The following is a 22,726-nucleotide window of genomic DNA, read 5'->3' as shown; positions in this document are numbered from 1 at the left end:
GTGGCGGCGTTTAGGGGTGGAAGGGCGCGGCGTCCGTCGAGGCCCGCTCGTGCAGCCAGCCGCCGTCGCTCAGCCAATCGGCCAGGCGGTCGGGCCAGTGCAGGATCGAAAGGCTCTCGGAGTGGGCGGCGATGTTGAAGCCGTGGTCCATGTCGGCGAACATGTGCAGCTCCGCCGACACCCCGGCCTTGCGAAGTTGGTCGTACAGGGTCAGGGCCGGCGCGGCGCAGCACGGATCCAGCGAGCCCGCGGCGATGAACGCCGGCGGCGCCCCGGCCACGGCTTGGGCGGGGACGCCCAGCGGGCCGGGATAGACCAGCACCTGAAAGTCAGGACGGGCGCTGACCGCGTCGAGCGGATCGGCCGAGGGGGGCTGCGGCGGCGCGGGGTTGTCGGCGACCAGGGAGACCAGTTCGCCGCCGGCCGAAAATCCCATCACCCCGATGCGGTGCGGGTCCACGCCGTATCGGGCGGCGTTGGCGCGCACCCAGCGGATCGCCCGGCGCAGGTCGGCGGCGGCGTCGCGGCCGATGGCGTAGGTCGATCCCGCCTCGCGCGCCAGACGATACTTCAGGACGAAGGCGGTGACGCCGTAGCGGTTGAGGGCCTTGGCCGGCCCGACGCCCTCGTTGACGAAGACCAGCATGCGGTGGCCGCCGCCCGGCACGACGATGACCGCCGCGCCATTGGCGTGGCGCGGGGCGGCGGGAAACACCGTCAGGGACGGGTTGTGGACGTTGCGCACATAGGTGTTCTCGACGACCTCGGCCTCGCGCGACCTCTGCCCGGCGCCGGGCGCGCCGCGCGGCCAGAGCGGCGTCGTATCGGGGCCGCCGGTGTTCGCGGCCGGGGTCTGCGCCAAGGCCATTGGAGGCGCGCCGGTCAAGAGCGTCGCGAGGCAGAGAGCGATGACCCGGACCATCATGGGGAACCTCCCGAACGGCGCCTGCGGTCGTCGGTGGGACCAGCCACCACATTTTGGCGCGCGTTGCTATTACGACCATGGTCTAACGCCGGCATGAACCGAGCTCGGCGCGAATGGGCGTAGGGTGAACGAAGAATCCGCCATGCGACGGCGCGACATGGGCGACCAGGGGAGAGCTACCGTGAAGACAATGGCCAAGGCCCTTACGATCTGCGCAACGTCGCTGCTGCTGGCCGTTTCCTCAGGCGTCGCCGCCTCGGCGCAGGTGAAATCCGCCGATCCGTCGGGCTTCGCGAGCAGCGCGGATGTCCAAGCCCAGATACGCGAGATGCTCGCCGCGATGAAAGCTGATCAAGGGTTCATGTGGCGACCCTTGGTTCGCGACGGCGCCACGGCGGCGGCCATCGAGATATGGAAGAAGCCGGGCCGCCCGGCTGTTCACCCCGCCGAAGCGGAATACGCCATCGTGCTGGAAGGCGCCGGCACGCTCGTCTCGGGCGGGACCATGGCCGATGCGAAGGTCAGCAACCCCAATCTGATCGAGGGAAGCCAGATCGAGGGCGGCGTGACACGGACGCTCGGCCCAGGCGACGTCATCCTGATTCCCGCCGGGATCCCTCACTGGTTCGGCGTCTCCGGCGACCGACTGGTCCTGCTGGGACTCAAATTGCCCAGCGCAAGATGACCGTCACTGCGGATCACTGATCCGTCCTAGGCCGTCGTCCGCTCTTCGTCCGCCGTTCCCGCCTTCCTCTCCGCCGCCTGCGCCAGCACGCTGAACAGGGCCACGGTATCGATCGGCTTGCGCAGCACGCCGTCGGCGCCGTCGGCCCGGTAGCGGGCGACGTCGTCGTCGAAGACGTTGGCGGTCAGCATCCAGATCGGCGTGCGGGGGCGGGGCTCGGCGGCCGAGGTCTCCAACTGGCGGATCCGCGCCACCGCCGCCACGCCGTCCATGACTGGCATGTTGACGTCCATCAGCACCAGGTCGAAGGCCTCGGCCCGCCAGGCGTCGACGGCCAGGGCGCCGTTCTCGGCGAACACCAGCTCGACCGGCGAGGCGGCCAGCAGGGCGGCCAGCACCCGGCGGTTGGCGGGGTTGTCCTCGGCCGCCAGCACCCGGATCGGGGCGGCGACCGGCGCCTCCGTCGCGGCGTCCGCCGCCGGCGCCGTCAGGACCGGCGCCTCGAAGGCGAACCAGAACACCGCGCCGCGCCGCGCGGCCTTGCCGGACGGGACCTCGTCGTTGGGGAGGTCCTCCACGCCGATCTCGCCGCCCATCAGGGCCAGGTTGGCGGCGCAGATCGACAGGCCTAGCCCGCTGCCGCCCAGGCTCCTGCCGCGCTCGGTCTGGTCGAAGGCGTCGAACATCCGCGGCCGGTCTTCCGGCGGCACCAGGGCGCCGCTGTCGCGGACCTCGACCAGGGCGGTCAGGGTCTGGTCCTTGACCATGCCGGCCAGGCGCACCGTCACCGCGCCGCCCGACGGCGAGGCCTTCAGGCCGTTGGACACCAGGTTGACCAGGGTCTGCTCCAGCTTGGCCTCGTCGGCCAGCACGCCATAGGCCAGGCCGGGATCGGCGTCCTCGAAGCTCAGCAGCACCCCCACCGCCTGGGCATGGGCGCTCCACACCCGGACCACGGTGCGGACCAGACGGCGCAGGTCGACCGCCGTCGGGTTCAGGGCCGCCTGGCCGGCCTGGACCTTGGTCAGGTCCAGCACGGTGTCGAGCAGGCGGGTCAGCTGGGCGCCGCCCTCCAGCACGCCCTGGGCCAGGTCGGCCTGGATCGGGGTCAGGAAGGTGTCGCGGCGCAGGGCGTGGGCGAAGCCGAGCACGGCGTTGAGCGGGGTGCGGATCTCGTGGCTGGCGACGGCCAGCAGGTCCGACTTGGCGCGGCTGGCGGCCTTGGCCTCGGCCACCGCCTCGGTCAGGTCGGCGTTCTTGCGGGCCAGGTCGCGCAGGGCCTGGGCCAGGGCGCGGTCGGTGGTCTGCTGGCGCCAGGTAGCGGTCAGGACGGCGACCACGAACAGCAGCATGGCCGCGCCATAGTGGTTGGCCGCCAGCGGCGTGTGGCGGTCGAACCCGATCCACAGCAGGGTCGTCACCGGCGGGGCCACGGCGGTGAGGTAGCTGATCTTGCCGGTGTGCACGCGCAGGGCGGCGAACAGCAGCACGCAGATGGCCAGCAGCGCGGCCTCCACCCGCATGATCGGTTGGCCGATCAGCCGGATCTTCACGGCCAGGGCGCAGGCGTTGATCGACAGCAGGAAGACCAGCACGATCGACTGCCAGCGCAGCCGCCGGAAGGCCGCGATCGGGTCGGGATGGCGCTGGGCGACCTCGGTGGCGAGGTACAGGGCGGCGTAGATGCAAAGCTCGACCAGGCCGAACACGGTCATCCGCATCGGCGAATAGATCGCCAGCAAGCCGACGAACAGCGCGACCAGGACCAGGCGGGCGCGGACGATCCCGCGCGTATATCGGACGAACCCCTCCAGGCGGGTGACGTCCACCGTCTGTTCGAACATCCAGGTTCCCGCCGACGCTTACTGTTGTCCCAAGGCTGGGACGGCTCGCCACGCAAGCGCGGCGAGACAAAGCATGGGACGCTGATTCTGGCTTGCCCGCTCGCCTTATAGGCGATCGCGGGTGGATTCTATTTAGGCCTGAGTGCGGGCTGGGGCCAGCTTGCCGTGGATCTCGGCGGTCGGCGCCTTTCCGGAGGTCGTCGGGGTCGGCGACACGGTCCGCAGTCCCTCGACCAGGGCGAACAGCCGCTCTCGAACGACGGCCTCGTCGCCGGCCAGGGCGGCGGCTTCCAGGGCGGCCAGGGCCGCGGCCGAGATGGGCGGCAGAGGGACGACCGGCGCGGCCTCGGTGATCCCCGCGGCCTTGGGACGGGCGGTCTCGTTGACGTCGACCAGGGCTTCGGTCAGCTTCTCGCCGGGGCGCAGGCCGGTGATCTTGATCTCGATGTCGCGCCCGGGGACCAGGCCTTGCAGCTCGATCATCCGCCGGGCCAGGTCGATGATCTTGACCGGCTCGCCCATTTCGAGGGTCAAGACCCCGTTGGGGGGCTCCAAGTCGCCGGCCGACAGGGCCACGGCCCGCAGCACCAGCTGCACGGCCTCGGGAATGGTCATGAAGTAGCGCTCGACCTCGGCGTCGGTCAGGGTCACCGGGCCGCCGCGAGCGATCTGGTGCTGGAAGATCGGCACCACCGATCCGGCCGAGCCCAGCACGTTGCCGAACCGCACCACGCTGACGCGCGTGCCGGAACCGCTCGCATCGGAACCCTTGGCGAACTGGCGGACCACGGCCTCGGCCACGCGCTTGGTGGCCCCCATCACGCTGGCCGGGGCCACGGCCTTGTCGGTGGAGATCAGCGCCAGGTGGGCCGCGCCGCAGGCCTTGGCGGCCGCCGCGACGTTGCGGCTGCCCAGCACGTTGGTGCGCACCCCCTCGCAGGGATGGTTCTCGACCAGGGTCACGTGCTTGAGGGCGGCGGCGTGGAACACCAGCTCGGGCTTCTCGGCGGCGAACACCTGGTCGAGGCGGGCGGCGTCGCGGACATCGCACAGCACGTCGCGGCGCGGCAGCCGGGGCCAGGCCTCGCCCAGCTCGCGGTCGATATGGAACAGATTGGCCTCGGCGGCGTCCAGCAGGATCAGCCGGGCGGGGCTGCTGGCGGCGATCTGGCGGGCCAGCTCGGAGCCGATGCTGCCGCCGGCCCCGGTGACCAGCACCCGCTTGCCGGCCACCAGGGCGCGGACGGGTTCAGGGTCCAGCCTCACCGGCGCGCGGCTGAGCAGCTCCTCGAGACTGATCTCGCGCAGGGCCGAACCCCCTCCGGCGCCTGGGGCGGCCATGTCGACCAGGCCCTGGCGGCGCAGCAGGCGCACGCCCTCGGTCTTCAGGCGGCCCAGGCGCTCGGCCCCGAAGGCGCTGAGCGGGCCGTCGGTCAGGAACAGCACGGCCGAGGGCTGCAGGCCGCCGTCGCGCAGCTGGGCCATGACGGCGTCGAAGTCGTCGATGGCGCCCAGGATGCAGACCCCGCCCAGCTCGTCGCCGGTCTCCCGCGCCTGCGGGGTCAGGACGCCGACCGGGGCGTAGCGCTCGCCCAGGGCGGCGGGCGCGCGCAGGAAGGCCTCGGCCTCGTTGGCCGAGCCGACGATCAGCAGGCGCGGCAGGGCGGGCGAGGCGGGGGCGGGGCGCAGGCGGGTCAAGGCGTCGACCAGCGCCCTTTCGTGCACGGCGCGGCGCACGATCCGCAGTCCGGCCAGCAGGGCGGTCTGCAGCAGGAAGGCGACGGCCAGGGTGCGCAGGCCGCCCGGCTGGCGCACCTCGGCCAGGCGGGCGACCAGGGCGAAGGTCAGGACCGACAGCAGGGCCGAGCGCGCCAGGCGCAGGCCGTCGCTGGCCGCGAAGAACCGCCAGGGCGAGCGCTCGACCTGGAACAGGATCTCGACCGCCAGGGCGGAGACCGCGAACAGGGCGGCGAGGGTCAGGCCGGAGGCGGTGAACGGCAGGGCTCCGGAAGCCAGGGCCTGGGCCAGCAGCATGGCCGCCAAGGCCAGCACCATGTGCGCCGCGATCTTGCCGATACGACCCATCAACGCAACTCCCGCCGCGGTCGCCGCGAACCGCCTCGCGGGGGACTTAGCACGCCCAGCGTGCGGCGTCGCCAATTGAGGCGATCAGCCCCGGGCCAGCGGCAGCACGTGGACCACCTCGCCGGCCGGGGCCGCCGCTGCGCCCGCCGGCCGCAGGACCAGGCAGTCGGCGCGGGAGAACACCCCGATCAGCGAGGAATCCTGGTCGGGGAAGGGCGTGACCCTGACGCGGCCGTCGGCGTCGACAGCGCGGGCCGCGCGCATCCAGTGCTCGCGCGGGCCGTTGGCGGGCAGGGGGGCGGCCAGGACGCCGGCCTCGATCGCCAGAGCCGGGTCGGCGCCGGTCAGGGCCGCCAGCAGCGGCCGCAGGAACAGCTCGGCGCAGACCAGGGCCGAGGCCGGGTTGCCCGGCAGGCCCAGGACGGGGCGACCGCCCACGCCGTCGGCCTCCAGCACGCCGAACCAGGTCGGCTTGCCGGGACGCACGGCGATCGTCTGGACGCGCAGGGCCAGGCCCAGGGTGTCCAGGGCCGGCTTGACCAGGTCGTGGTCGCCGACCGAGGCGCCGCCGACCGTGACCAGCAGGTCGAACTGGGCCTCGGCGACGGCTTGGGCGATCGCGTCCCGGTCGTCGGCCTGGGCCTTCAGCCGCGTCGCCTGGCCGCCCCCGGCCTCGACCAACGCGGCCAGGGCGAACGAGCCGGACTCGAAGATCTGGTCGGGGGCGGGCACGTAGCCGGGCGGGACCAGCTCGTCGCCGGTGGCCAGGATGGCGACGCGCGGACGGACGGCGACGTCCAGGCTGGGCCAGCCCGCGGCGGCGGCCAGGGCGAGACGCCAGGCGTCCAGCCGCGTCCCTTCGGTCAGCAGCACGTCGCCGGCGCGGAAGTCGCCGCCGGCCGGGCGGATGTTGCCGGGCGGCGGGTCGCGGTCGATCGTGAAGGCCACGGTGTCGCCGTCGCGCGCGGCGTTCTCCTGGATCACCACCAGGTCGGCGCCCGGCGGCACGGGGGCGCCGGTGAAGATCCGCACCGCCTGGCCGGCTTCGACGGGGCGGCCGTAGGCCTGGCCCGCGGCGCTTTCGCCGACGATCCGGAAGCGCGCCCCGGGGATCAGGTCGGCGCGGCGGATCGCCCAGCCGTCCATGGCCGAGGCGGCGAACGGCGGCTGGTCGCGGTCGGCGACCACCGGGGCGGCCAGCACCCGGCCCAGGGCCTTGGCCAGAGAGACCGCTTCGACGCCCAGCCGCGCGGCGCCGGCCAGCATCCGGCCCCGCGCCTCGTCGACGGTCAGGTTCTTCAATTGGGCGGAGGCGGCTTGAGTCACGATGCGTCCTTCAAAATCCGCTCATCCCGGCGAAAGCCGGGACCCAAGCCGAGTCTGGAATTTCGCTCGGAGCCCGCAATCGCCAAATCAGTTTGGATTCCGGCTTTCGCCGGAATGAGCGGTTGAGGGGTTACCCCACGAACGCCCGCTCGATCACGAAGTCGCCGGGCTCGGCGTTGGAGCCTTCGGTCAGGCCGTGGGCCTCCAGCAGGGCGGCGGTGTCCTTGATCATCGCCATCGAGCCGCACAGCATGGCGCGGTCGTGCTCGGGATCGAATCTCGTCTGCTCCAGGCCGAGGTCGGCGAACAGCTTGCCGCTCTCGATCAGGTCGGTGAACCGGCCCTGGCGCTCGAACGGCTCACGGGTGACGGTGGGGTAGTAGACCAGCTGGGCCTTGGCTTCGTCGCCCACCAGCGGGTCGTCGTGGATCTCGGCGGTGAACAGGTCGCGATAGGCCAGCTCCTTCACCTCGCGCACGCCGTGGGCGACGATCACCTGCTCGAAGCGGCTGTAGGCGTCCGGGTCGCGGGCCACCGACAGCCAGGGGGCCAGGCCCGTGCCGGTGCCGAACAGGAACAGGCGCTTGCCGGGTCGCACCGCGTCCAGCACCAGGGTGCCGGTCGGCTTCTTGCCCAGCAGCACCTGGTCGCCTTGCTTGATCTGCTGCAGGCGCGAGGTCAGCGGGCCGTCCGGGACCTTGATCGAGAAGAACTCCAGCTCCTCGGCGAAGTGCGGCGAGCCGATCGAATAGGCGCGCAGGATCGGCTTCTTCTCGCCCAGGTCCTCGCGCGGCGGCAGGCCGATCATCACGAACTCGCCCGAGCGGAAGCGGAAGCTGGCCGGACGGGTGATGGCGAAGCTGAACAGGCGGTCCGTCCAGTGCTTGACCCACAGCACGGTCTCGGTGTGCCAGGCGGCTTCCTTCACGGGGGCGGGAGCGGTGGTTTCGATGGCCGTCATGATGTGGGTTTCAAGTCCTGGACGCGCGGCGGACCGCGGAATTCTAGAGGTGGCGCCGCAACGGCCCAGAAGCGACTGCGTCTCATGTGAGCAGACCCGGGCGGATGTCAACTTTGGTGGTCTGAAAGGGCGTTGAGAAAATCTTCCCCAAAAGCGTCAAAACCGCGGGCGCCTGTTTTTTGAACGGTGTCAAAATTGTGATTGCCGCCTCTCAAAACGGGGCGCACTGTTCCTCTTGCTTCCCCGCCAGAAAGCGGCGCGGAGGCCAATGATACGGAGGAACGTATGCGGGTAAGGTTCGTAAAGGCCGCCGCGGCGGCCAGTCTGTTAGCGTTAAGCGTAGCTGCCTGCGGGCAGGAAACCGGCAACACCGGTCAAAAGGCTCAAACGGTCTCTCTTGAAGGCAAGGCGGTCACCGCCTCCGGCTGCGTGCGGCCGGTGGAATCGACGTCCTGCCTGGTAGTTCGCGGCCCCGGCGGCGGCTACTACGACGTCAGCGGCGCCAGTCCGGCCCCGGACCCCACCAAGGGCGTGGCCATCTCCCTTCAAGGGCGCGACCTGGGTGAGAACACCGAATGCGGTCGCAAGCTCGCGGATGTGAAGTGGTCGTACCTGAACATCCAATGCGCCGCCCTGACCCCGGCCGCCGCGCCGGCGGCGGAAAAGGCCGGCTGACCAGGCTCGCCCATCGCGCGGAAAGCTGGAGAACCGGTTTTCCGCAGCGAGGCGAGGGCAGACCCTAGGGCAGGCCGGGCGCGGCTTGTCTTAGGCTTCGCCGGAGCCTGGGTCGGTTCGGGTTTTTGGCGAGTCCGAGCTGGTCTCGGCGCCCCGGGGCTCGGTCGCGGGGCGCGGCGACTTGCCGCCTCCATCGGGACGCTGATTCTCGTTCTCGACCTCGCGGTTGGACGGGCGATCCTGGCCCGGGCGGGGTGGCGGGGTGGTGACTGTCGGCATGGGCGTCTCCTCGGGCTTGGCCGCCTGGACCTTTGAAGGGCGTCCTCTGAAGGGCGTGGAGCCCTAACGCGCCGCGCCGACGGCTGATCCTTGCCGGCGGCTGGGCCGCGAGCGCCCAAGCCCGCGCCGGAACCCGAGAGCCTGAATGCGCCGGAACGTGCGCCGGCCGCTTGCCGGGCTCGAACGACCCTGCTACACGACGCGGCTCTGGCGATGAGACCAACGCGCCGGCGGGCTTCAAAGAGCCTACCGGCGCGATGTTCATTGCCGGAAAGCCGGAATCTCCGCTAAGGGGATCGCGGTTCCGCAGGAGTGTAGCTCAGCTGGTAGAGCATCGGTCTCCAAAACCGAGGGTCGTGGGTTCGAGTCCCTCCACTCCTGCCACTATATGTCATCGGTCACCCCGGCTTTCGGGCTGACCTATCGAAAGTCGCGAGCCTCTTAAGTCATGGCCAGGAAACCGGGTTCGAGCCCGTCTGCGATCAAGAACCGCGCCGCCAAGACGGCCGCGGCGCTCTCGCCTTCCGCTCAAGGGGGCGCCGCCACCGCCGCCGCCAAGGCTCCGGCCGCGCCGAAGAAGCCGATCAACCCGGTCCGCTTCGCGCAGGAAGTCCGCGCCGAGGCCCGCAAGATCACCTGGACCACCCGCAAGGAGACCTGGATCACCTCGGTGATGGTCTTCATCATGGTGGTGCTGGCCTCGCTGTTCTTCACCTTCGCCGACTGGATCCTGGGGCTGGGCGCCAACCTGCTCCTCAAGATCGCCGCGGGATAAGAAACCTCATGAGCACCGACACCGCGTCCAATCCGAACCACAAGTGGTACATCGTCCACGCCTACTCGAACTTCGAGAAGAAGGTGGCCGAGAGCATCCGCGAACAGGCCAAGAGCCACGGCCTGGAAGACAGCTTCTCCGAAATCCTGGTGCCGACCGAGGACGTCGTCGAGATCCGTCGCGGCCGCAAGGTCAACGCCGAGCGCAAGTTCTTCCCCGGCTACGTGCTGGTGAAGATGAACCTCTCGGACGAAGCCTATCACCTGATCAAGAACACCCCGAAGGTCACGGGCTTCCTGGGCAGCGCCTCCAAGCCGCAGCCGGTTTCCGAAAAGGAAGTCCAGCGCATCATCGGCACGATCGAGGAGGGCGTCGAGCGTCCCAAGACCGTGGTGCTGTTCGAGGTCGGCGAGAATGTCCGCGTCACCGACGGCCCGTTCGCCAGCTTCAACGGCTCGGTCGAGCAGGTCGACGAGGAGCGGGCCCGCCTGCGCGTCACCGTCTCGATCTTCGGCCGCGCCACCCCGGTGGAACTGGAATACAGCCAGGTCGAGAAGATCGCCTAGGGGCGGCCTCACCGCCGAAGCTTTCGAAAACCCCGCGTCGGAAACGGCGCGGGGTTTTTGCTGTTCAGGCCCCCTCGAACGCCGACAGGATCGGGCAGGGGCCGGCGGTGGTCTCGCCGCAGGCGCGAGCCAGGCGGCGGAGCGCGTCGCGGGCCGTCTGGAGCTCGGCGATCTTGGCGTCCAGGGCGGCGATGCGCTCCAGGGCCAGGCCGCGCGCCCGGGCGTGGTCGTCGCCGGCGTCCAGGGCCAGCAGCTCGGCGATCTGCTCCAGGGTGAAGCCGGCCGCCTGGGCCGCGCGGATGAAGCGCAGGCGCCGCACGTCTGCCTCGCCATAGCGCCGCACCCCGCCGCCCGAGCCGCCGCCGTCCGGCCGGGGCGGCTGCTCCAGCATGCCGCGCCGCTGGTAGTAGCGCACCGTCTCCACGCCCACCCCGCCGGCCCGGGCCAGGCCCGCGATCGTCATCGTCTTCATCGCCTCGCCGCCCCTTGACTCCGTACCAGGGTACGGAACCCATATGGGCGGGGTCCCGTTCTCGAACAAGCCGGAGATCCCGCCATGAGCGTCCCCGCCGCCCCGCCGTCGCCCCGCACCGCCGTCCTGCACCGGATGGTCACCGACCAGCACACCTGCCCCTGGGGCCTGCGCGCCAAGGACCTGCTGCGTCGCCGGGGCTACGCCGTCGAGGACCACCTGCTGACCACGCGCGAGGAGATCGACGTCTTCAAGGCCGCCCACGGGGTGGCGACCACGCCCCAGGCCTTCATCGACGGTCGCCGGATCGGCGGCTACGACGACCTGCGCCGCCACTTCGGCCTGAAGGTGCGCGACCCCAAGGCCCTGACCTACACCCCGGTGATCGCGGTGTTCGCGGTCACCGCCCTGATGGCCCTGGCCGCCAGCTACGCCATGAGCGGCCAGGCCCTGACCGTCCACGCCGTCCAGTGGTTCATCGCCTTCTCCATGTGCGTGCTGGGCGTCCTGAAGCTGCGCGACGTCGAGACCTTCTCGACCATGTTCCTGGGCTACGACCTGCTGGCCCAGCGCTGGCCGCCCTACGGCCGCATCTATCCGTTCGCCGAGGTCGGGGCCGGGGTGCTGATGGTCGCCGGAGCCCTGATCTGGCTGTCGGCGCCGGTGGCGCTGTTCATCGGGACCGTCGGGGCGGTGTCGGTGTTCAAGGCCGTCTATATCGACAAGCGCGAGCTGAAATGCGCCTGCGTCGGCGGCGACAGCAACGTGCCGCTGGGTTTCGTGTCGCTGACCGAGAACCTGATGATGGTGGCGATGGCCATCTGGATGCTGGCGATGTAGCGGCCTTCACGGCCGCGTACGCCGGCGGGCTGGAAGCGCTATTTCGCCCGCAGGCCCGCCATCATCACGCTCAGCAGCCGCCGTGCGCCGGCGTCCCAGCCGGGCTGTTCGTAGCCGAGGCTGAGGCCGCTCATCATCCGGAGAATGTCCTCGAAACCGATGTCGGAGCGGATGTCGCCCGCGGCGCGGGCGGCCTCGGTCAGGCGCTCCAGGGTCGGCAGGATGGTCGCGCCCGAGCTGGCGTAGAGTTTCGAGCCTTCACCGGGATCGGCGCGCAAGGCGGGGGCCACCACGCGCTTGGTGGCCATGTAGTCGATCAGCAGGTTCAGCCAGGCGTCCAGCGCCTCGCCGGCGGCGCGCTCGGCCAGCAGGGCGTCGGCCGAGGCGGCCAGCTGCCCGATCTCGCGCGCATAGACCGCGGCGATCAGGGCCTCCCGCGTCGGAAAGTGGCGGTAGAGGGTGCCGATGCCGACGCCGGCCCGCCGCGCGACCTTTTCCAGCGGGACTTCGGCGCCCAGGCCGGTGAAGGCCGCCTTGGCCGCCGTCAGCAGCAGGTCGCGGTTTCGCAGGCTGTCGGCGCGGGGCTTGCGCGGCTTGGATTCGGAATCTTCGGGCATCGGCCTTGAAAAGCGGAGGTTGCCTCCGAATATGTATCCGGAGCCTTCCTCCACTTAACCTCTTCGGCAGGCTCGAACAACAACCCTGCAAGGGAACCGAGAGTCATGAGCGAGCCATTTGGCGCCAAATCCACCACCGACGACGTCCTGGCCGGCGTCGACCTGTCGGGCAAGCGCGTCCTGGTCACCGGCGTCTCGGCCGGCCTGGGCGTCGAGACCGCCCGCGTCCTGGCCGCCCACGGCGCCGACGTGGTCGGCGCGGCCCGGGACCTGGCCAAGGCGCAGGGCGCGACGGCCGTCGTCCGTGACGCGGCCGCCGCCAGCGGCGGCTCCCTGACGCTGGTCGAACTGGACCTGGCGAACCTCGCGAGCGTGCGCGCCTGCGCCGACGCCCTGGTCGCCGAGGGCCAGGCCTTCGACCTCGTCATCGCCAACGCGGGGGTGATGGCCCCGCCGTTCGGCAAGACCGCCGACGGTTTCGAGACCCAGTTCGGCACCAACCACCTGGGCCATTTCGTGCTGATCAACCGCATCGCCAGTCTGTTGAAGGCCGGCTCGCGCGTGGTGTCGCTGGCCTCGTCCGGCCATCGTTTCTCGGACGTGAACCTCGAGGACCCGAACTTCGAGACCACCGAATACGTGCCGTTCGAGGCCTATGGCCGCTCCAAGACCGCCAACATCCTGTTCGCGGTCGAGTTCGACCGCCGCCACAAGGATCGTGGCGTGCGGGCCACGGCCGTCCATCCCGGCGGCATCCAGACCGAACTGGCCCGTCACCTGGATCCGGCCTTCATCCAGCAATGGATCGACCAGCTGAACGCCCAGGCCGCCGCCGCCGGCCAGCCGCCCATCGAGTGGAAGACCATTCCGCAAGGCGCGGCCACCAGCGTCTGGGCCGGGGTCAAGGCGCCGGTCGAAGAGGTCGCCGGGCGTTATTGCGAGGACTGCCACGTGGCCGAGCTGGTCGAGGACGCATCGCAGATTCGAGCCGGCGTGCGCTCCTACGCCCTCGATCCGGCGCGCGCCCGGGCGTTGTGGGCGCTGAGCGAGCGGATGGTCGGCGAGACGTTCTAGGGGTCTATCTCGTGCGTGATCCTCGTCCTTCGACAAGCTCAGGACGAGGATCACTGCGCAGGGCTCGGCAATCGAAAACCTCATCCTGAGCTTGTCGAAGGACGAGGTTTTCGCCATCCGTTCGTCCCGCCCGCCTCCGCTGGACTCTCCGCCCCCCACCTGCTACATGCCGCGCCTTCGCCCCAGGACCCCGTCCCGGGGCGCGCTTGTCGTTACGCATCACGCGGGCGGCGAGATCAAATCCGTGGGAGGGACGCCAAGCCCGCACCACGGCTCACCAGCGAGGGCTCCGGCCCTCACGAGAGGATACAATGGCTAAGAAGATCCTGGGCTATATCAAGCTCCAGGTGAAGGCCGGCTCCGCCACGCCTTCACCGCCCATCGGCCCGGCTCTGGGTCAGCGCGGCGTCAACATCATGGGCTTCTGCAAGGAGTTCAACGCGCGCACCGAGAACGTCGAAAAGGGCACCCCCCTGCCGACCGTCATCACGGTCTATCAGGACAAGTCGTTCACCTTCGTCACCAAGACCCCTCCGGCGACGCACTATCTGAAGCAGATCACCGGCCTGAAGTCCGGCGCCAAGCTGACCGGTCGCGAGACCGTCGGCGAAGTGACCCGCACCCAGCTGCGCGAGATCGCCGAAAAGAAGATGAAGGACCTGAACGCCAACGATCTCGAGGCCGCGGCCAAGATCATCGAAGGCTCCGCCAAGGCCATGGGCCTGAAGATCGTGGAGGCCTAAGACCATGGCCAAGCAACCCAAGCGCATCCAGGCCTGGACCGGCGATCGTGACGCCGCCCACGCCGTCGCCGACGCCATCGCCCTGGTCAAGGCCAACGCCAAGGCCAAGTTCGACGAATCCGTCGAGATCTCGGTCAACCTCGGCGTCGACCCGCGTCACGCCGACCAGCAGGTCCGCGGCGTGGTGAACCTGCCGTCGGGCACCGGCCGCGACGTCCGCGTCGCCGTGTTCGCCAAGGACGCCAAGGCGGCCGAAGCGACCGCCGCTGGCGCCGAGCACGTCGGCGCCGAAGACCTGTACGAAAAGATCGCCGGCGGCTTCATGGACTTCGATCGCGTCATCGCGACCCCGGACATGATGGCCCTGGTCGGTCGCCTCGGTAAGGTGCTGGGCCCGCGCGGCCTGATGCCGAACCCGAAGGTCGGCACCGTGACCCCGAACGTCGCGCAGGCCGTGAAGGACGCCAAGGGCGGCGCCGTCGAGTTCCGCGTCGAGAAGGCGGGCATCGTCCACGCCGGCATCGGCAAGGTCTCGTTCAGCGACGAAGCCCTGCTGGTCAACGTCAAGGCCCTGGTCGAAGCGCTGAACCGCGCCAAGCCGTCGGGCGCCAAGGGCGTCTATGTGAAGCGCATCGGCCTGTCCTCGACGATGGGCCCGGGCTTCAAGGTCGACGTCGCCTCGGTCAACGCCTGAGCCTTCGACACCTGAACCAAGCGAGCGGGCGCTGGAGCGATCCAGCGCCCGCTTTGCGTTTCGGGCGCGAGTTGTTGGCTCGTCTAGCCAATGCTATCTTCCGTCTAGACGGAGGTTCAGATGCCCTTCCACGTTCGCGACCCGGAAGCCGACGCCATGGTGCGCCAATACGCGGAGAACAACCGCGTCGGCATCACCGACGCCATCAAGCTGGCCGTTCGCCGCGCGAGCGAGGCGGACGCTAAGGCGCGGGCCGAGAAACTGGCCAAGATCGACGCCGTTCTCGCTGAATTCGACGCGGCCCCGCGAACGGGCCTGAAGGCCGACCGCGCATTCATCGACATGATCAACGGCGACTGATGTTCGTTGACGCCTCGGCCTGGTCGGCCATCGCCCTCAACGAGCCCGAACGCGCCAAGTTCAGAGAGGCCCTGATCGACGCCGAGGTCGTGCTGACCTCGGCTGTCGCCAATTGGGAGACCGTCCGGGTCATCGTGCGAGAGACGGAGCACACCGTGGCGGAAGCGAACACGCGCTTGAGCAATCTTCAGGCCGGCTTTGGCGCGCGGCTGGTCGAGATCGGCGCCATGGAGGGCGCGATCGCCCTCGACGCCCATGCTCGCTTCGGCAAGGGCGTTCACCCCGCCAAGCTGAACATGGGCGACTGCTTCGCCTACGCCTGCGCCAAGACCCATGGCGTGCCCTTGCTCTACAAGGGCGACGACTTCGCGCTGACCGACATCGAGCCCGCGTGACCCTCGTCGTCACTCCAGACGTCGCCGTGGTCGGCGGCGGGCCGGCCGGGTTGATCGCGGCGGAGGTACTGAGCGCGGCCGGGCTGTCGGTGGCGGTGTTCGAGCGCATGCCGACCCTGGGCCGCAAGTTCCTGATGGCCGGGCGCGGCGGACTGAACCTGACCCATTCCGAGGACTTCGAGCGGTTCGTGGCCCGCTACGGCGACGCCGCGCCGGTCCTGCGGCCGATGCTGGAGGCCTTCACGCCGGCCGACCTCGTGGCCTGGGCCGGGGGGCTGGGCCAGGCCATCTTCGTCGGCAGCAGCGGCCGGGTGTTCCCCACGGCGCTGAAGGCTTCACCCCTGCTGCGGGCCTGGATCGCGCGGCTGGAAGGGCAGGGCGTGGCCCTGAACCTCCGTTCGGCCTGGACCGGCTGGAACCCGGCCGGCGACCTGACCTTCGACACGCCCGACGGACCGCGCCGCGTGCGGCCGCGCGCCACGATCCTGGCCCTGGGCGGGGCCAGTTGGTCGAGACTGGGCTCGGACGGCGCGTGGGCGCCCTGGCTGGGGGCGCGCGGCGCGGCGGTGACGCCGTTCCGGCCGGCCAATGTGGGCTTCACCGTGGGCTGGACCGAGGTGTTCCGCGAGCGGTTCTCCGGCTCCCCCTTGAAGAACGTGGCCCTGAGCTTCGAAGGGCGGACCTCGCGCGGCGACGCCCTGGCGGCCGGCTATGGCCTGGAGGGCGGGGCGGTCTATGCGCTGTCGGCGGCCCTGCGCGACGCGGTCGAGGCCAGGGGCTCGGCGACGCTGGAGATCGACCTGCGGCCCGACATCCCCCTGGCCCCGCTGACGGCGCGCCTGTCCAGGCCACGCGGCGGCCAATCGCTGTCGAGCTGGCTGCGCAAGGCCGCCCACCTGTCGCCGGTCGAGATCGGTCTGCTGCGCGAGGCGCACGGCCTGGCCCTGCCGGTCGCGCCCGACGCCCTGGCGGCGGCGATCAAGGCCGCGCCGATCGTGCTGACCGGGACGCAAGGCCTGGAGCGGGCCATCTCCTGCGCCGGCGGCCTGTCGTTCGAGGCGCTGGACGGCCTGGAGCTGAAGGCCGCGCCCGGCGTGTTCGTGGCCGGCGAGATGCTGGACTGGGAGGCCCCGACCGGCGGCTACCTGCTGCAGGCCTGCTTCGCGACCGGCGTGGCGGCGGCGCGCCAAGCCTTGACCGTTCTCTCCGCTCATCCCGGCGAAAGCCGGGACCCAAGCTGAGCCAGCAAGCTCGATCGCAACTCTTCGAGCGGCGCGGCTCTTTTCTGAAAATCAGTTTGGGTCCCGGCTTTCGCCGGGATGAGCGGATGAAGAGGATGGGCTCACTTCATCGCCCCTCTGATCTTTGCTGCCGTCGCCTCGATTTCCTTCGGATCGCCCTTGGCGTTCTCGACGAACATCAGCGGCTTGCCGGCCACGCGCGGGATGACGTGGATGTGCAGGTGCGGCACGCTCTGGCCGACGCCGTTGTTCTGGACGATGGTGAAGCCCGCGACGCCCAGGCCGTCGACCTGGGCCTGGCCGACCCGGGCCGCTACCGCCATTAGCCGCGACAGGTCCTGGGGCGAGATCTCCAGCAGGTTGCGGGCCTTGGAGGTCTTGGAGATCACCAGCACGTGGCCCGGCTCGGCCGGGGCGTAGTCCATGAAGGCCAGCACCTGGTCGTCCTCATAGACCTTGAAGATGGGCAGCTCGCCGCGGATGATCCGGGCGAACGGGTTGGTCTCGTCATAGGCCGCCTTCAGCGGGATTCCCGGCGTACCCACCTTGGCCGAGGCCGGATCGAACTGGCCGAGCCAGCGAATGACCTCGGCCTCCAGCGCGATGCGGCTGTCGGAGAAGCTGTGGTCGGTGTCCATGTAGGCTTCGGTCAGCGTCCCCTTGGGCGAGTTCTGGGCCTGGCGGGCGGCGGCGGCCAGCTTGCGGGTGGTCGGCGCGCCGGCGTGCTCGGCGCCGATCAGCAGCAGCGGCCGGTCGGCGATCCGGGCGCTGAGCGCCTCCAGGTCCAGCTTGGCGGAGGTGGTCTCGATCTCCCTGGCCAGCAGCTCGGCGCTGGTTCCGGCCAGGGGCGGGGTGTTTTCGCGCAGGCCCTCCAGAGCCGCCTTGCGCTTGGTCGGATCGACGAGGTCGGCCTTCTGCTTGCCGATGTCCCAGGCGTCGATCAGGATCGCGCCGGCCGCCTTGGGATCGGCGGCGACCGCGTCGGCGGCCATGAAGCCGCCCATGCTGTGGCCGGCCACCACGATCCGGCTCGGGTCGATGCGGTATTTGGCGACATTGGCCGGGTCGCGCAGGAAGGCCAGGGCGGCCTCGCCGTCGGCCCGGCTGCCGGCGAACGAGAACTTGCCGGGGCTGCCCCACGAGCCGCGATAGTTGATCCGCATCACGTTCCAGCCGGCCCGGCGCACGGCCTGCATCAGGTCGATGTTGGTCTCATTGCCGGGAAAGCCATGCAGCATCAGCATCGTAGGATGCGGCCGGTCGCCCGAGGCCAGGTACATCATGGCGTTGACCCGCACCCCGCCGGTCGGGACCGTGAAGACAGCCATGTCCGCCGGGTGGGCCGGATCGCGGGCCGGGTCGGCGACCACGGCCTGCGGGATCGGGGCGAAGCGCGGCTCGGCGTCGACGGGCGTGGCGAAGCCAGCCAGCATCAGAGCGGCTAGGCCGGCGGCGAACAGGCGTGTCATGACGGGTCCCCTTTTTGCGACTTCTGTTATGCGGAAACCCCGGAGGGACGCTAGCCCGCGCCCTCATTTCAGCCGTCATTCCGGGCCTTGTGCCCGGAACCCCTGGTTCAGCTGACACGTGAGACGCAAGCGGTTCGCCAGCGAACCGCCCCTCCCGCACTTGCGGCGGGCGGAGGGGTTCCGGGCACAAGACCCGGAATGACGGCTGAGAGGTGAGGGATTCAATTTGGAGCCCCGGTTGAAATCCGTCCCCAAACCGTCTATACGCCGCCCCTTCTCCGCTGGGCTCGCCCGGCGGCGATCCTGTTTGAGAACTGCGGGGCGTGGGGTCACCAACGCCATAATCGAGGAAGAGCCCTTCCTCGCCGTCGGGAGACAGGGATGGACAAGACCACGCAATTCCTCCTTCCGGGATGGGACGCGCGGCTGACTTTCCTTGGAACAGGCTGATGCAACTCGCGTGCGGGAGCGATCCCGCGTGGGACGCGCATTTGGCTGCCGGAATGGTCCGGCCGCTGTAATTGAGTAGGAGACCGCAATGGACCGCGCTCAAAAGCAGGAGTCGATCGAGTCGCTGAAAAGCGTCTTCGCCGGCGCCGGCGCTGTCGTCGTGACCCACTATTCGGGCATGACCGTTGCGGAAATGACTGAACTGCGCGCCCGCCTCCGCAAGGAAGAGGGCACGTTCCAGGTGGTGAAGAACACCCTGGTCCAGAAGGCTCTGGACGGCTCGATCGGCGAAAAGGGCGACGCCCTGTTCACCGGCCCGGTCGCCATCGCCTATGGCAAGGACCCTGTTTCGGCCGCCAAGATCGTCACCCAGTACGCCAAGGAAAACGACAAGCTGAAGCTGGTCGGCGGCATCCTGGGCCAGACGAACGTTCTGGACGAAAACGCGGTGCGGGCCCTGGCCACGCTGCCGTCGCTCGACCAGATCCGTGGCAAGCTCATCGGCCTCATCCAGGCTCCGGCGACCAAGGTCGCGGGCGTCCTGCAGGCCCCGGCTGGCCAACTGGCGCGCGTCTTCAACGCCTATGCGACCAAAGACGCCGCGTAACGGTCATCTCCGCATAAATCCCTCATCCTCTAAGGAACTTACCCATGTCCAAGCTCGAAAAGCTGGTTGAAGAACTGTCCACCCTGTCGGTCCTGGAAGCCGCTGAGCTGTCCAAGCTGCTCGAAGAAAAGTGGGGCGTCTCGGCCGCCGCGCCGGTCGCCGTCGCCGCTGTCGGCGGCGCCGCCGCTGCTCCGGCCGAAGCCGCCGAAGAGCAAACCGAATTCACCGTCGTCCTGACGAACGGCGGCGACAAGAAGATCAACGTGATCAAGGAAGTCCGCGGCGTCCGTCCGGACCTGGGCCTGAAGGAAGCCAAGGACCTGGTCGAAGGCGCTCCGCAGAACGTCGTCGAAAACGTCTCGAAGCAAGTCGCCGAAGAAATCGCCAAGAAGCTGACCGAAGCCGGCGCCACCGTCCAAGTGAAGTAATTCACGCCCACGCCCAAGCCTTCTGAGGAGGGGGCGTGAGGGACTGCCGGCGTCAGCCTCTGACGCAAGTTGACGGCCCCGGAGGGAAACCTCCGGGGCCGTTTTCTTTTGCCCGACCGCCTGCGGCGTTCTGGCGCGGTCGTTGCTGGATCGACGCCGCCGTGAAGGCCAGGATCAAGGACGCCATGGACGGCGCCAAGGCCCAGGCCAAGAACGGCCTGGCCGTGCCCAACTTCGTGGACCTCAGCATCTGATATAAAGCGGCAACCCTTGCCGCGGGGTGGGCGTTATCAGCCCATGCTGAAGCTGGCCGCCATCCTGCTGGTGCTGATGATCGTGTTCGGCGTGCTGGGTTTCGTCGTCGACGTGGCCGGCGGCCTGGCCAAGATCGCCTTCTTCGTCTGCCTGATCGGCCTGGCGCTTTCGCTAGTCGGCAAGGCCGTCCGGCGCGGTTGAGCGTCATTGTTGGTATCAATCCTGTTGACGCTGCCCGGCCGCACCTCTAGCCATGCGCCCAAGAGATAGCGGTAACATTTCCGGGGAAGAAGCGATGGATCGGCTAAACAAGGGCGCGCGCCGCTGGTCGGCGGGACTGGTCTCGGGCCTGGCCCTGACGCTGGCCGTCGGCGTCGCGGGCAACCTGGCCATGCCGGTGGCCGCCGCCCAGGCCGCGCCGATGGCGGTGGTGGACCGCAACGGCTCCTACGTCTCGGTCGAGACCTACGCCCCCAACATCGTGCGGGTGACGATCAGCCAGGACAAGGATCTGGTCGCCGCGGCGCCCGGCTACGGCTTTTTGGCCGACAGCGATGTCAAGGGCTGGCGTCACGACCAGAAGGCCGGGGCCGACATCTTCACGTCCGGCGCCCTGTCGCTGGAAGTCGTCGCCCAGCCCTGGCCGGGCGCGCCGTCGCAGATGGACCGCTATTTCGCGCCGTCCCTGCCGCCGGTCTCGGTCAAGATTCGCAAGGCCGACGGCTCGGACCTGGTGGCTATGAACGGCTGGGAAATGTCGCCGCACGTGGTCAACGGCGAGCGGACCTACCAGGCCGGCGCCAGCTTCTCGACCAGCGCGGACGAGCACTTCTACGGCCTGGGCCAGAACCAGGAAGGCATCCTCGACCTGCGCGGCCGGTCGATCACCTGCAAGCACGACTACGACGCCCCGCATGGCGAGACCGTCTGCGTGCCGTTCCTGGTTTCCAGCAAGGGCTATGGCGTTCTCTGGGACAATCCGTCGGAAACCAAGGTCTATCCGGCCGTCAACGGCCGCACCCTGTGGCAGTCCAAGGTCGGCGAGCGGGTGTCGTTCTTCGTGATCACCGGCAGCTATGACGAGATCTACGCCGGCTACCGCAAGCTGACCGGCGTGACCCCGCTGCCGCCCAAGGCCGCGTTCGGCTACATCCAGTCCAAGGCCCGCTACGAGACCCAGGCCCAGATCCTGAACGTGGCCAAGGGCTATCGCGACCGCGGCTATCCGCTGGACGTGATGGTGCTGGACTGGTTCTACTGGACCCGCATGGGCCAGCTGGACATCGACCCAGCCGCGTTCCCCGATCCCGCCGCGATGAACAAGGAGCTGCACGACAACGGCGTGCACAGCATCATCAGCGTCTGGCCGCGCTTCGAGAAGGAAGGCCGCTACTTCAACTATCTGGCCGACAAGGGCTGGCTGCTGAAGGACAAGGACGGCAAGGTCGTCGATGGCTTGCCGTTCCGCAGCGACCGCACCGGCGGGCTGATCGACAGCACCAATCCCCAGGCCCGCGAATGGTTCTGGGGCAAGATCCGCGACAACATCGCCTCCAAGGGCTTCGACTGGTTCTGGCTGGACGAGACCGAGCCGGACCTGGTGCCGGAAGGCTATTTCTGGAGCATCGGCTCGGGCGACCGCTACCGCAACGTCTTCCCGCTGGTCCACACCCAGGGCGTGGCCGAGGGCTCGCGCCGCGACCGTCCCGACAAGCGCAACCTGATCCTGGCCCGCGCCGCCTATATCGGCGCCCAGCGCAACGGCGCGTTGTTCTGGTCGTCCGACATCCAGCCGACCTGGGAAGCCCTCAAGCGCCAGGTGCCCACGGGCCTGAACTTCACCGCCTCGGGCTTCGCCTATTGGGGCAACGACATCGGCGGCTGGCAATGGCTGCCCCAGACCACCACGGCGACCAAGCCGCCGCTGCTGGATCCATCGGACGCCCGTGACGTGGTGGGCCAGAACAACGACTATCCGGAACTGTTCGCCCGCTGGTTCCAGTACGGGACCTTCACCCCGACCCTGCGCGTGCACGGCATGCGCAAGGACACCGAGGTGTGGTCGTACGGCAAGGGCGCCGAGGCCGTGGTCGCCAAGTACCTGAAGCTGCGCTACGCCCTGATGCCATACCTGTATTCGATGGGCCATTCGACCTACGAAACCGGCGCGCCGTTCATGCGCGGCCTGTTCATGGACTTCCCGAACGATCCGAAGGTCGTCAACCTGGGCGACCAGTACATGTTCGGCCCGGCGTTCCTGGTGGCTCCGATCACCGACCAGGGCGTCGAGGACCGCGACGTCTACCTGCCGGCCGGCGCCGACTGGTATGACTACTGGACCGGCAAGAAGTTCACTGGCGGCCAGACGATCAGCGTCCACGCGCCGATCGACACCATCCCGCTGTTCGTCCGCGCCGGCTCGATCATCCCCATGGGCGCGCCGATCCAGAACACCTCGCAGCCCCAGGCCATCAGCGCGGTCAAGGTCTATCCGGGCCGCGACGCCGACTTCACCCTGTATGACGACGACGGCGTGACCAACGCCTACGAGAAGGGTGTCGGCAAGACGGTCAAGCTGCACTGGGACGACAAGGCCGGCAAGCTGACGGCCATGGGCGACAAAGGTCTGAGCGCCCAGGCGCTGGCGGCGGTGCAGGTGGTTCGCTAACGGCTCCACTCATCCCGACTTGCGTCGGGATGAGTGGATATTATTTGAGCGCGGCGGTTCCTCCGGCGTCCGCATTCTTTTGTGGATAAACCCCCTTTCCAACCCCGGCGGGTTGTCCTATATCCGCCCGTTCACGAAGACATTCGGTGGAACGCGCACGCGCGTGTCCACATGTTACGCCCCGAGGCGCGGTCAGCCGCCCTCCGACCAGCGCGAAGGGGCGCCCGTCAGGCTTCCGGTCCCGGTTGTCCTGACAGGGGAATTCCAGCGTCCGCAGTTCTCCCTGAGGGAG

23 protein-coding genes and 1 tRNA gene are annotated in these 22,726 nt (G+C 69.4%); 16 read left to right on the top strand and 8 right to left on the bottom strand.

Annotation, left to right across the window (positions count from 1 at the left end; translation table 11 throughout):
- Positions 1-10: 10 nt before the first annotated feature.
- A complete protein-coding gene (locus EV278_RS19515; RefSeq protein WP_132095146.1) occupies positions 11-925 on the bottom strand; it encodes an alpha/beta hydrolase in 915 nt (304 codons plus the stop codon).
- Positions 926-1,115: 190 nt separating this feature from the next.
- On the opposite strand from EV278_RS19515, the gene EV278_RS19510 reads away from it, so the two are divergent.
- Positions 1,116-1,610: a cupin domain-containing protein gene (locus tag EV278_RS19510; RefSeq protein ID WP_132095261.1), complete on the top strand. Its 495-nt coding sequence runs from the start codon at positions 1,116-1,118 to the stop codon at positions 1,608-1,610.
- A 26-nt stretch (positions 1,611-1,636) separates the two neighbouring features.
- Here EV278_RS19510 and EV278_RS19505 read toward each other — a convergent pair whose 3' ends face one another.
- The 4 genes from EV278_RS19505 to EV278_RS19490 form a co-directional block, all read right to left on the bottom strand.
- Complete coding sequence (locus EV278_RS19505; RefSeq protein ID WP_132095144.1) at positions 1,637-3,454, bottom strand: response regulator; 1,818 nt, start codon at positions 3,452-3,454, stop codon at positions 1,637-1,639.
- A 132-nt stretch (positions 3,455-3,586) separates the two neighbouring features.
- Positions 3,587-5,539, bottom strand: coding sequence for a nucleoside-diphosphate sugar epimerase/dehydratase (locus EV278_RS19500; RefSeq protein ID WP_243692274.1), 1,953 nt, complete (start codon positions 5,537-5,539; stop codon positions 3,587-3,589).
- 84 nt (positions 5,540-5,623) lie between these two features.
- Entirely contained in the window at positions 5,624-6,865 is a 1,242-nt protein-coding gene (glp, locus tag EV278_RS19495; RefSeq protein ID WP_132095142.1) for a gephyrin-like molybdotransferase Glp, read from the bottom strand.
- Positions 6,866-6,995: 130 nt separating this feature from the next.
- The gene (locus EV278_RS19490) at positions 6,996-7,826 is read right to left on the bottom strand and encodes a ferredoxin--NADP reductase (RefSeq protein ID WP_165916713.1); all 831 of its coding nucleotides are present in this window, start codon (positions 7,824-7,826) and stop codon (positions 6,996-6,998) included.
- Between the two features lie 438 nt (positions 7,827-8,264).
- Between EV278_RS19490 and EV278_RS24510 the strand changes: the two genes are divergently transcribed.
- The 4 genes from EV278_RS24510 to nusG all read left to right on the top strand — a co-directional run bounded on the left by EV278_RS24510 (position 8,265) and on the right by nusG (position 10,121).
- Entirely contained in the window at positions 8,265-8,501 is a 237-nt protein-coding gene (locus tag EV278_RS24510; protein WP_243692273.1) for a hypothetical protein, read from the top strand.
- Positions 8,502-9,088: 587 nt separating this feature from the next.
- Positions 9,089-9,164: transfer RNA gene (locus tag EV278_RS19475), tRNA-Trp, on the top strand.
- A 64-nt stretch (positions 9,165-9,228) separates the two neighbouring features.
- Positions 9,229-9,555: a preprotein translocase subunit SecE gene (gene secE, locus EV278_RS19470; RefSeq protein WP_057186324.1), complete on the top strand. Its 327-nt coding sequence runs from the start codon at positions 9,229-9,231 to the stop codon at positions 9,553-9,555.
- An 8-nt stretch (positions 9,556-9,563) separates the two neighbouring features.
- The gene (gene nusG, locus EV278_RS19465; protein WP_028038086.1) at positions 9,564-10,121 is read left to right on the top strand and encodes a transcription termination/antitermination protein NusG; all 558 of its coding nucleotides are present in this window, start codon (positions 9,564-9,566) and stop codon (positions 10,119-10,121) included.
- Positions 10,122-10,185: 64 nt separating this feature from the next.
- On the opposite strand, the gene EV278_RS19460 is transcribed toward nusG, so the two are convergent.
- Positions 10,186-10,593 (bottom strand): MerR family DNA-binding protein, encoded by a 408-nt coding sequence (locus EV278_RS19460; protein ID WP_132095136.1) that lies wholly within the window; start codon positions 10,591-10,593, stop codon positions 10,186-10,188.
- Positions 10,594-10,677: 84 nt separating this feature from the next.
- On the opposite strand from EV278_RS19460, the gene EV278_RS19455 reads away from it, so the two are divergent.
- On the top strand, positions 10,678-11,433 hold the full coding sequence (locus tag EV278_RS19455) for a MauE/DoxX family redox-associated membrane protein (RefSeq protein WP_132095134.1): 756 nt from the start codon (positions 10,678-10,680) through the stop codon (positions 11,431-11,433).
- A 38-nt stretch (positions 11,434-11,471) separates the two neighbouring features.
- Here the strand turns inward: EV278_RS19455 and EV278_RS19450 are convergent, their stop codons facing one another.
- Positions 11,472-12,050 carry a TetR/AcrR family transcriptional regulator gene (locus EV278_RS19450; protein ID WP_132095132.1) on the bottom strand — a complete coding sequence of 193 codons (579 nt, stop codon included), beginning with the start codon at positions 12,048-12,050 and terminating at the stop codon, positions 11,472-11,474.
- A 105-nt stretch (positions 12,051-12,155) separates the two neighbouring features.
- Between EV278_RS19450 and EV278_RS19445 the strand changes: the two genes are divergently transcribed.
- From EV278_RS19445 to EV278_RS19420, 6 genes are all read left to right on the top strand, one after another.
- Positions 12,156-13,124, top strand: a complete 969-nt coding sequence (locus EV278_RS19445; RefSeq protein ID WP_132095130.1) for an SDR family NAD(P)-dependent oxidoreductase — start codon at positions 12,156-12,158, stop codon at positions 13,122-13,124.
- A gap of 311 nt (positions 13,125-13,435) precedes the next feature.
- Entirely contained in the window at positions 13,436-13,867 is a 432-nt protein-coding gene (rplK, locus tag EV278_RS19440) for a 50S ribosomal protein L11 (protein ID WP_007661528.1), read from the top strand.
- A 4-nt stretch (positions 13,868-13,871) separates the two neighbouring features.
- Positions 13,872-14,561, top strand: a complete 690-nt coding sequence (gene rplA, locus EV278_RS19435; RefSeq protein ID WP_132095128.1) for a 50S ribosomal protein L1 — start codon at positions 13,872-13,874, stop codon at positions 14,559-14,561.
- Positions 14,562-14,681: 120 nt separating this feature from the next.
- Entirely contained in the window at positions 14,682-14,921 is a 240-nt protein-coding gene (locus EV278_RS19430; protein WP_132095126.1) for a type II toxin-antitoxin system VapB family antitoxin, read from the top strand.
- Positions 14,921-15,316, top strand: a complete 396-nt coding sequence (locus EV278_RS19425; RefSeq protein ID WP_132095124.1) for a type II toxin-antitoxin system VapC family toxin — start codon at positions 14,921-14,923, stop codon at positions 15,314-15,316. The genes EV278_RS19430 and EV278_RS19425 overlap by 1 nt, the downstream gene beginning before the upstream one ends.
- A complete protein-coding gene (locus EV278_RS19420) occupies positions 15,313-16,557 on the top strand; it encodes a TIGR03862 family flavoprotein (protein WP_165916712.1) in 1,245 nt (414 codons plus the stop codon). The genes EV278_RS19425 and EV278_RS19420 overlap by 4 nt, the downstream gene beginning before the upstream one ends.
- 101 nt (positions 16,558-16,658) lie before the next feature.
- Here EV278_RS19420 and EV278_RS19415 read toward each other — a convergent pair whose 3' ends face one another.
- Entirely contained in the window at positions 16,659-18,026 is a 1,368-nt protein-coding gene (locus EV278_RS19415; RefSeq protein ID WP_132095122.1) for an alpha/beta fold hydrolase, read from the bottom strand.
- 538 nt (positions 18,027-18,564) lie between these two features.
- On the opposite strand from EV278_RS19415, the gene rplJ reads away from it, so the two are divergent.
- The 4 genes from rplJ (at position 18,565) to EV278_RS19400 (ending at position 22,434) form a co-directional block, all read left to right on the top strand.
- Positions 18,565-19,083, top strand: a complete 519-nt coding sequence (gene rplJ, locus EV278_RS19410) for a 50S ribosomal protein L10 (protein ID WP_019848607.1) — start codon at positions 18,565-18,567, stop codon at positions 19,081-19,083.
- 44 nt (positions 19,084-19,127) lie between these two features.
- The gene (rplL, locus tag EV278_RS19405; protein ID WP_132095120.1) at positions 19,128-19,511 is read left to right on the top strand and encodes a 50S ribosomal protein L7/L12; all 384 of its coding nucleotides are present in this window, start codon (positions 19,128-19,130) and stop codon (positions 19,509-19,511) included.
- 297 nt (positions 19,512-19,808) lie between these two features.
- Positions 19,809-19,967, top strand: a complete 159-nt coding sequence (locus EV278_RS24100; protein WP_165916711.1) for a hypothetical protein — start codon at positions 19,809-19,811, stop codon at positions 19,965-19,967.
- A 94-nt stretch (positions 19,968-20,061) separates the two neighbouring features.
- Positions 20,062-22,434, top strand: a complete 2,373-nt coding sequence (locus tag EV278_RS19400) for a glycoside hydrolase family 31 protein (protein ID WP_207905532.1) — start codon at positions 20,062-20,064, stop codon at positions 22,432-22,434.
- Positions 22,435-22,726: the final 292 nt, after the last annotated feature.

It is taken from the genome of Caulobacter sp. BK020 (assembly GCF_004342605.1).
Taxonomy (GTDB): Bacteria; Pseudomonadota; Alphaproteobacteria; order Caulobacterales; family Caulobacteraceae; genus Caulobacter.
Note: the sequence above shows the minus strand (reverse complement) of the source record. Positions and strands in the feature narration are given on the sequence as shown.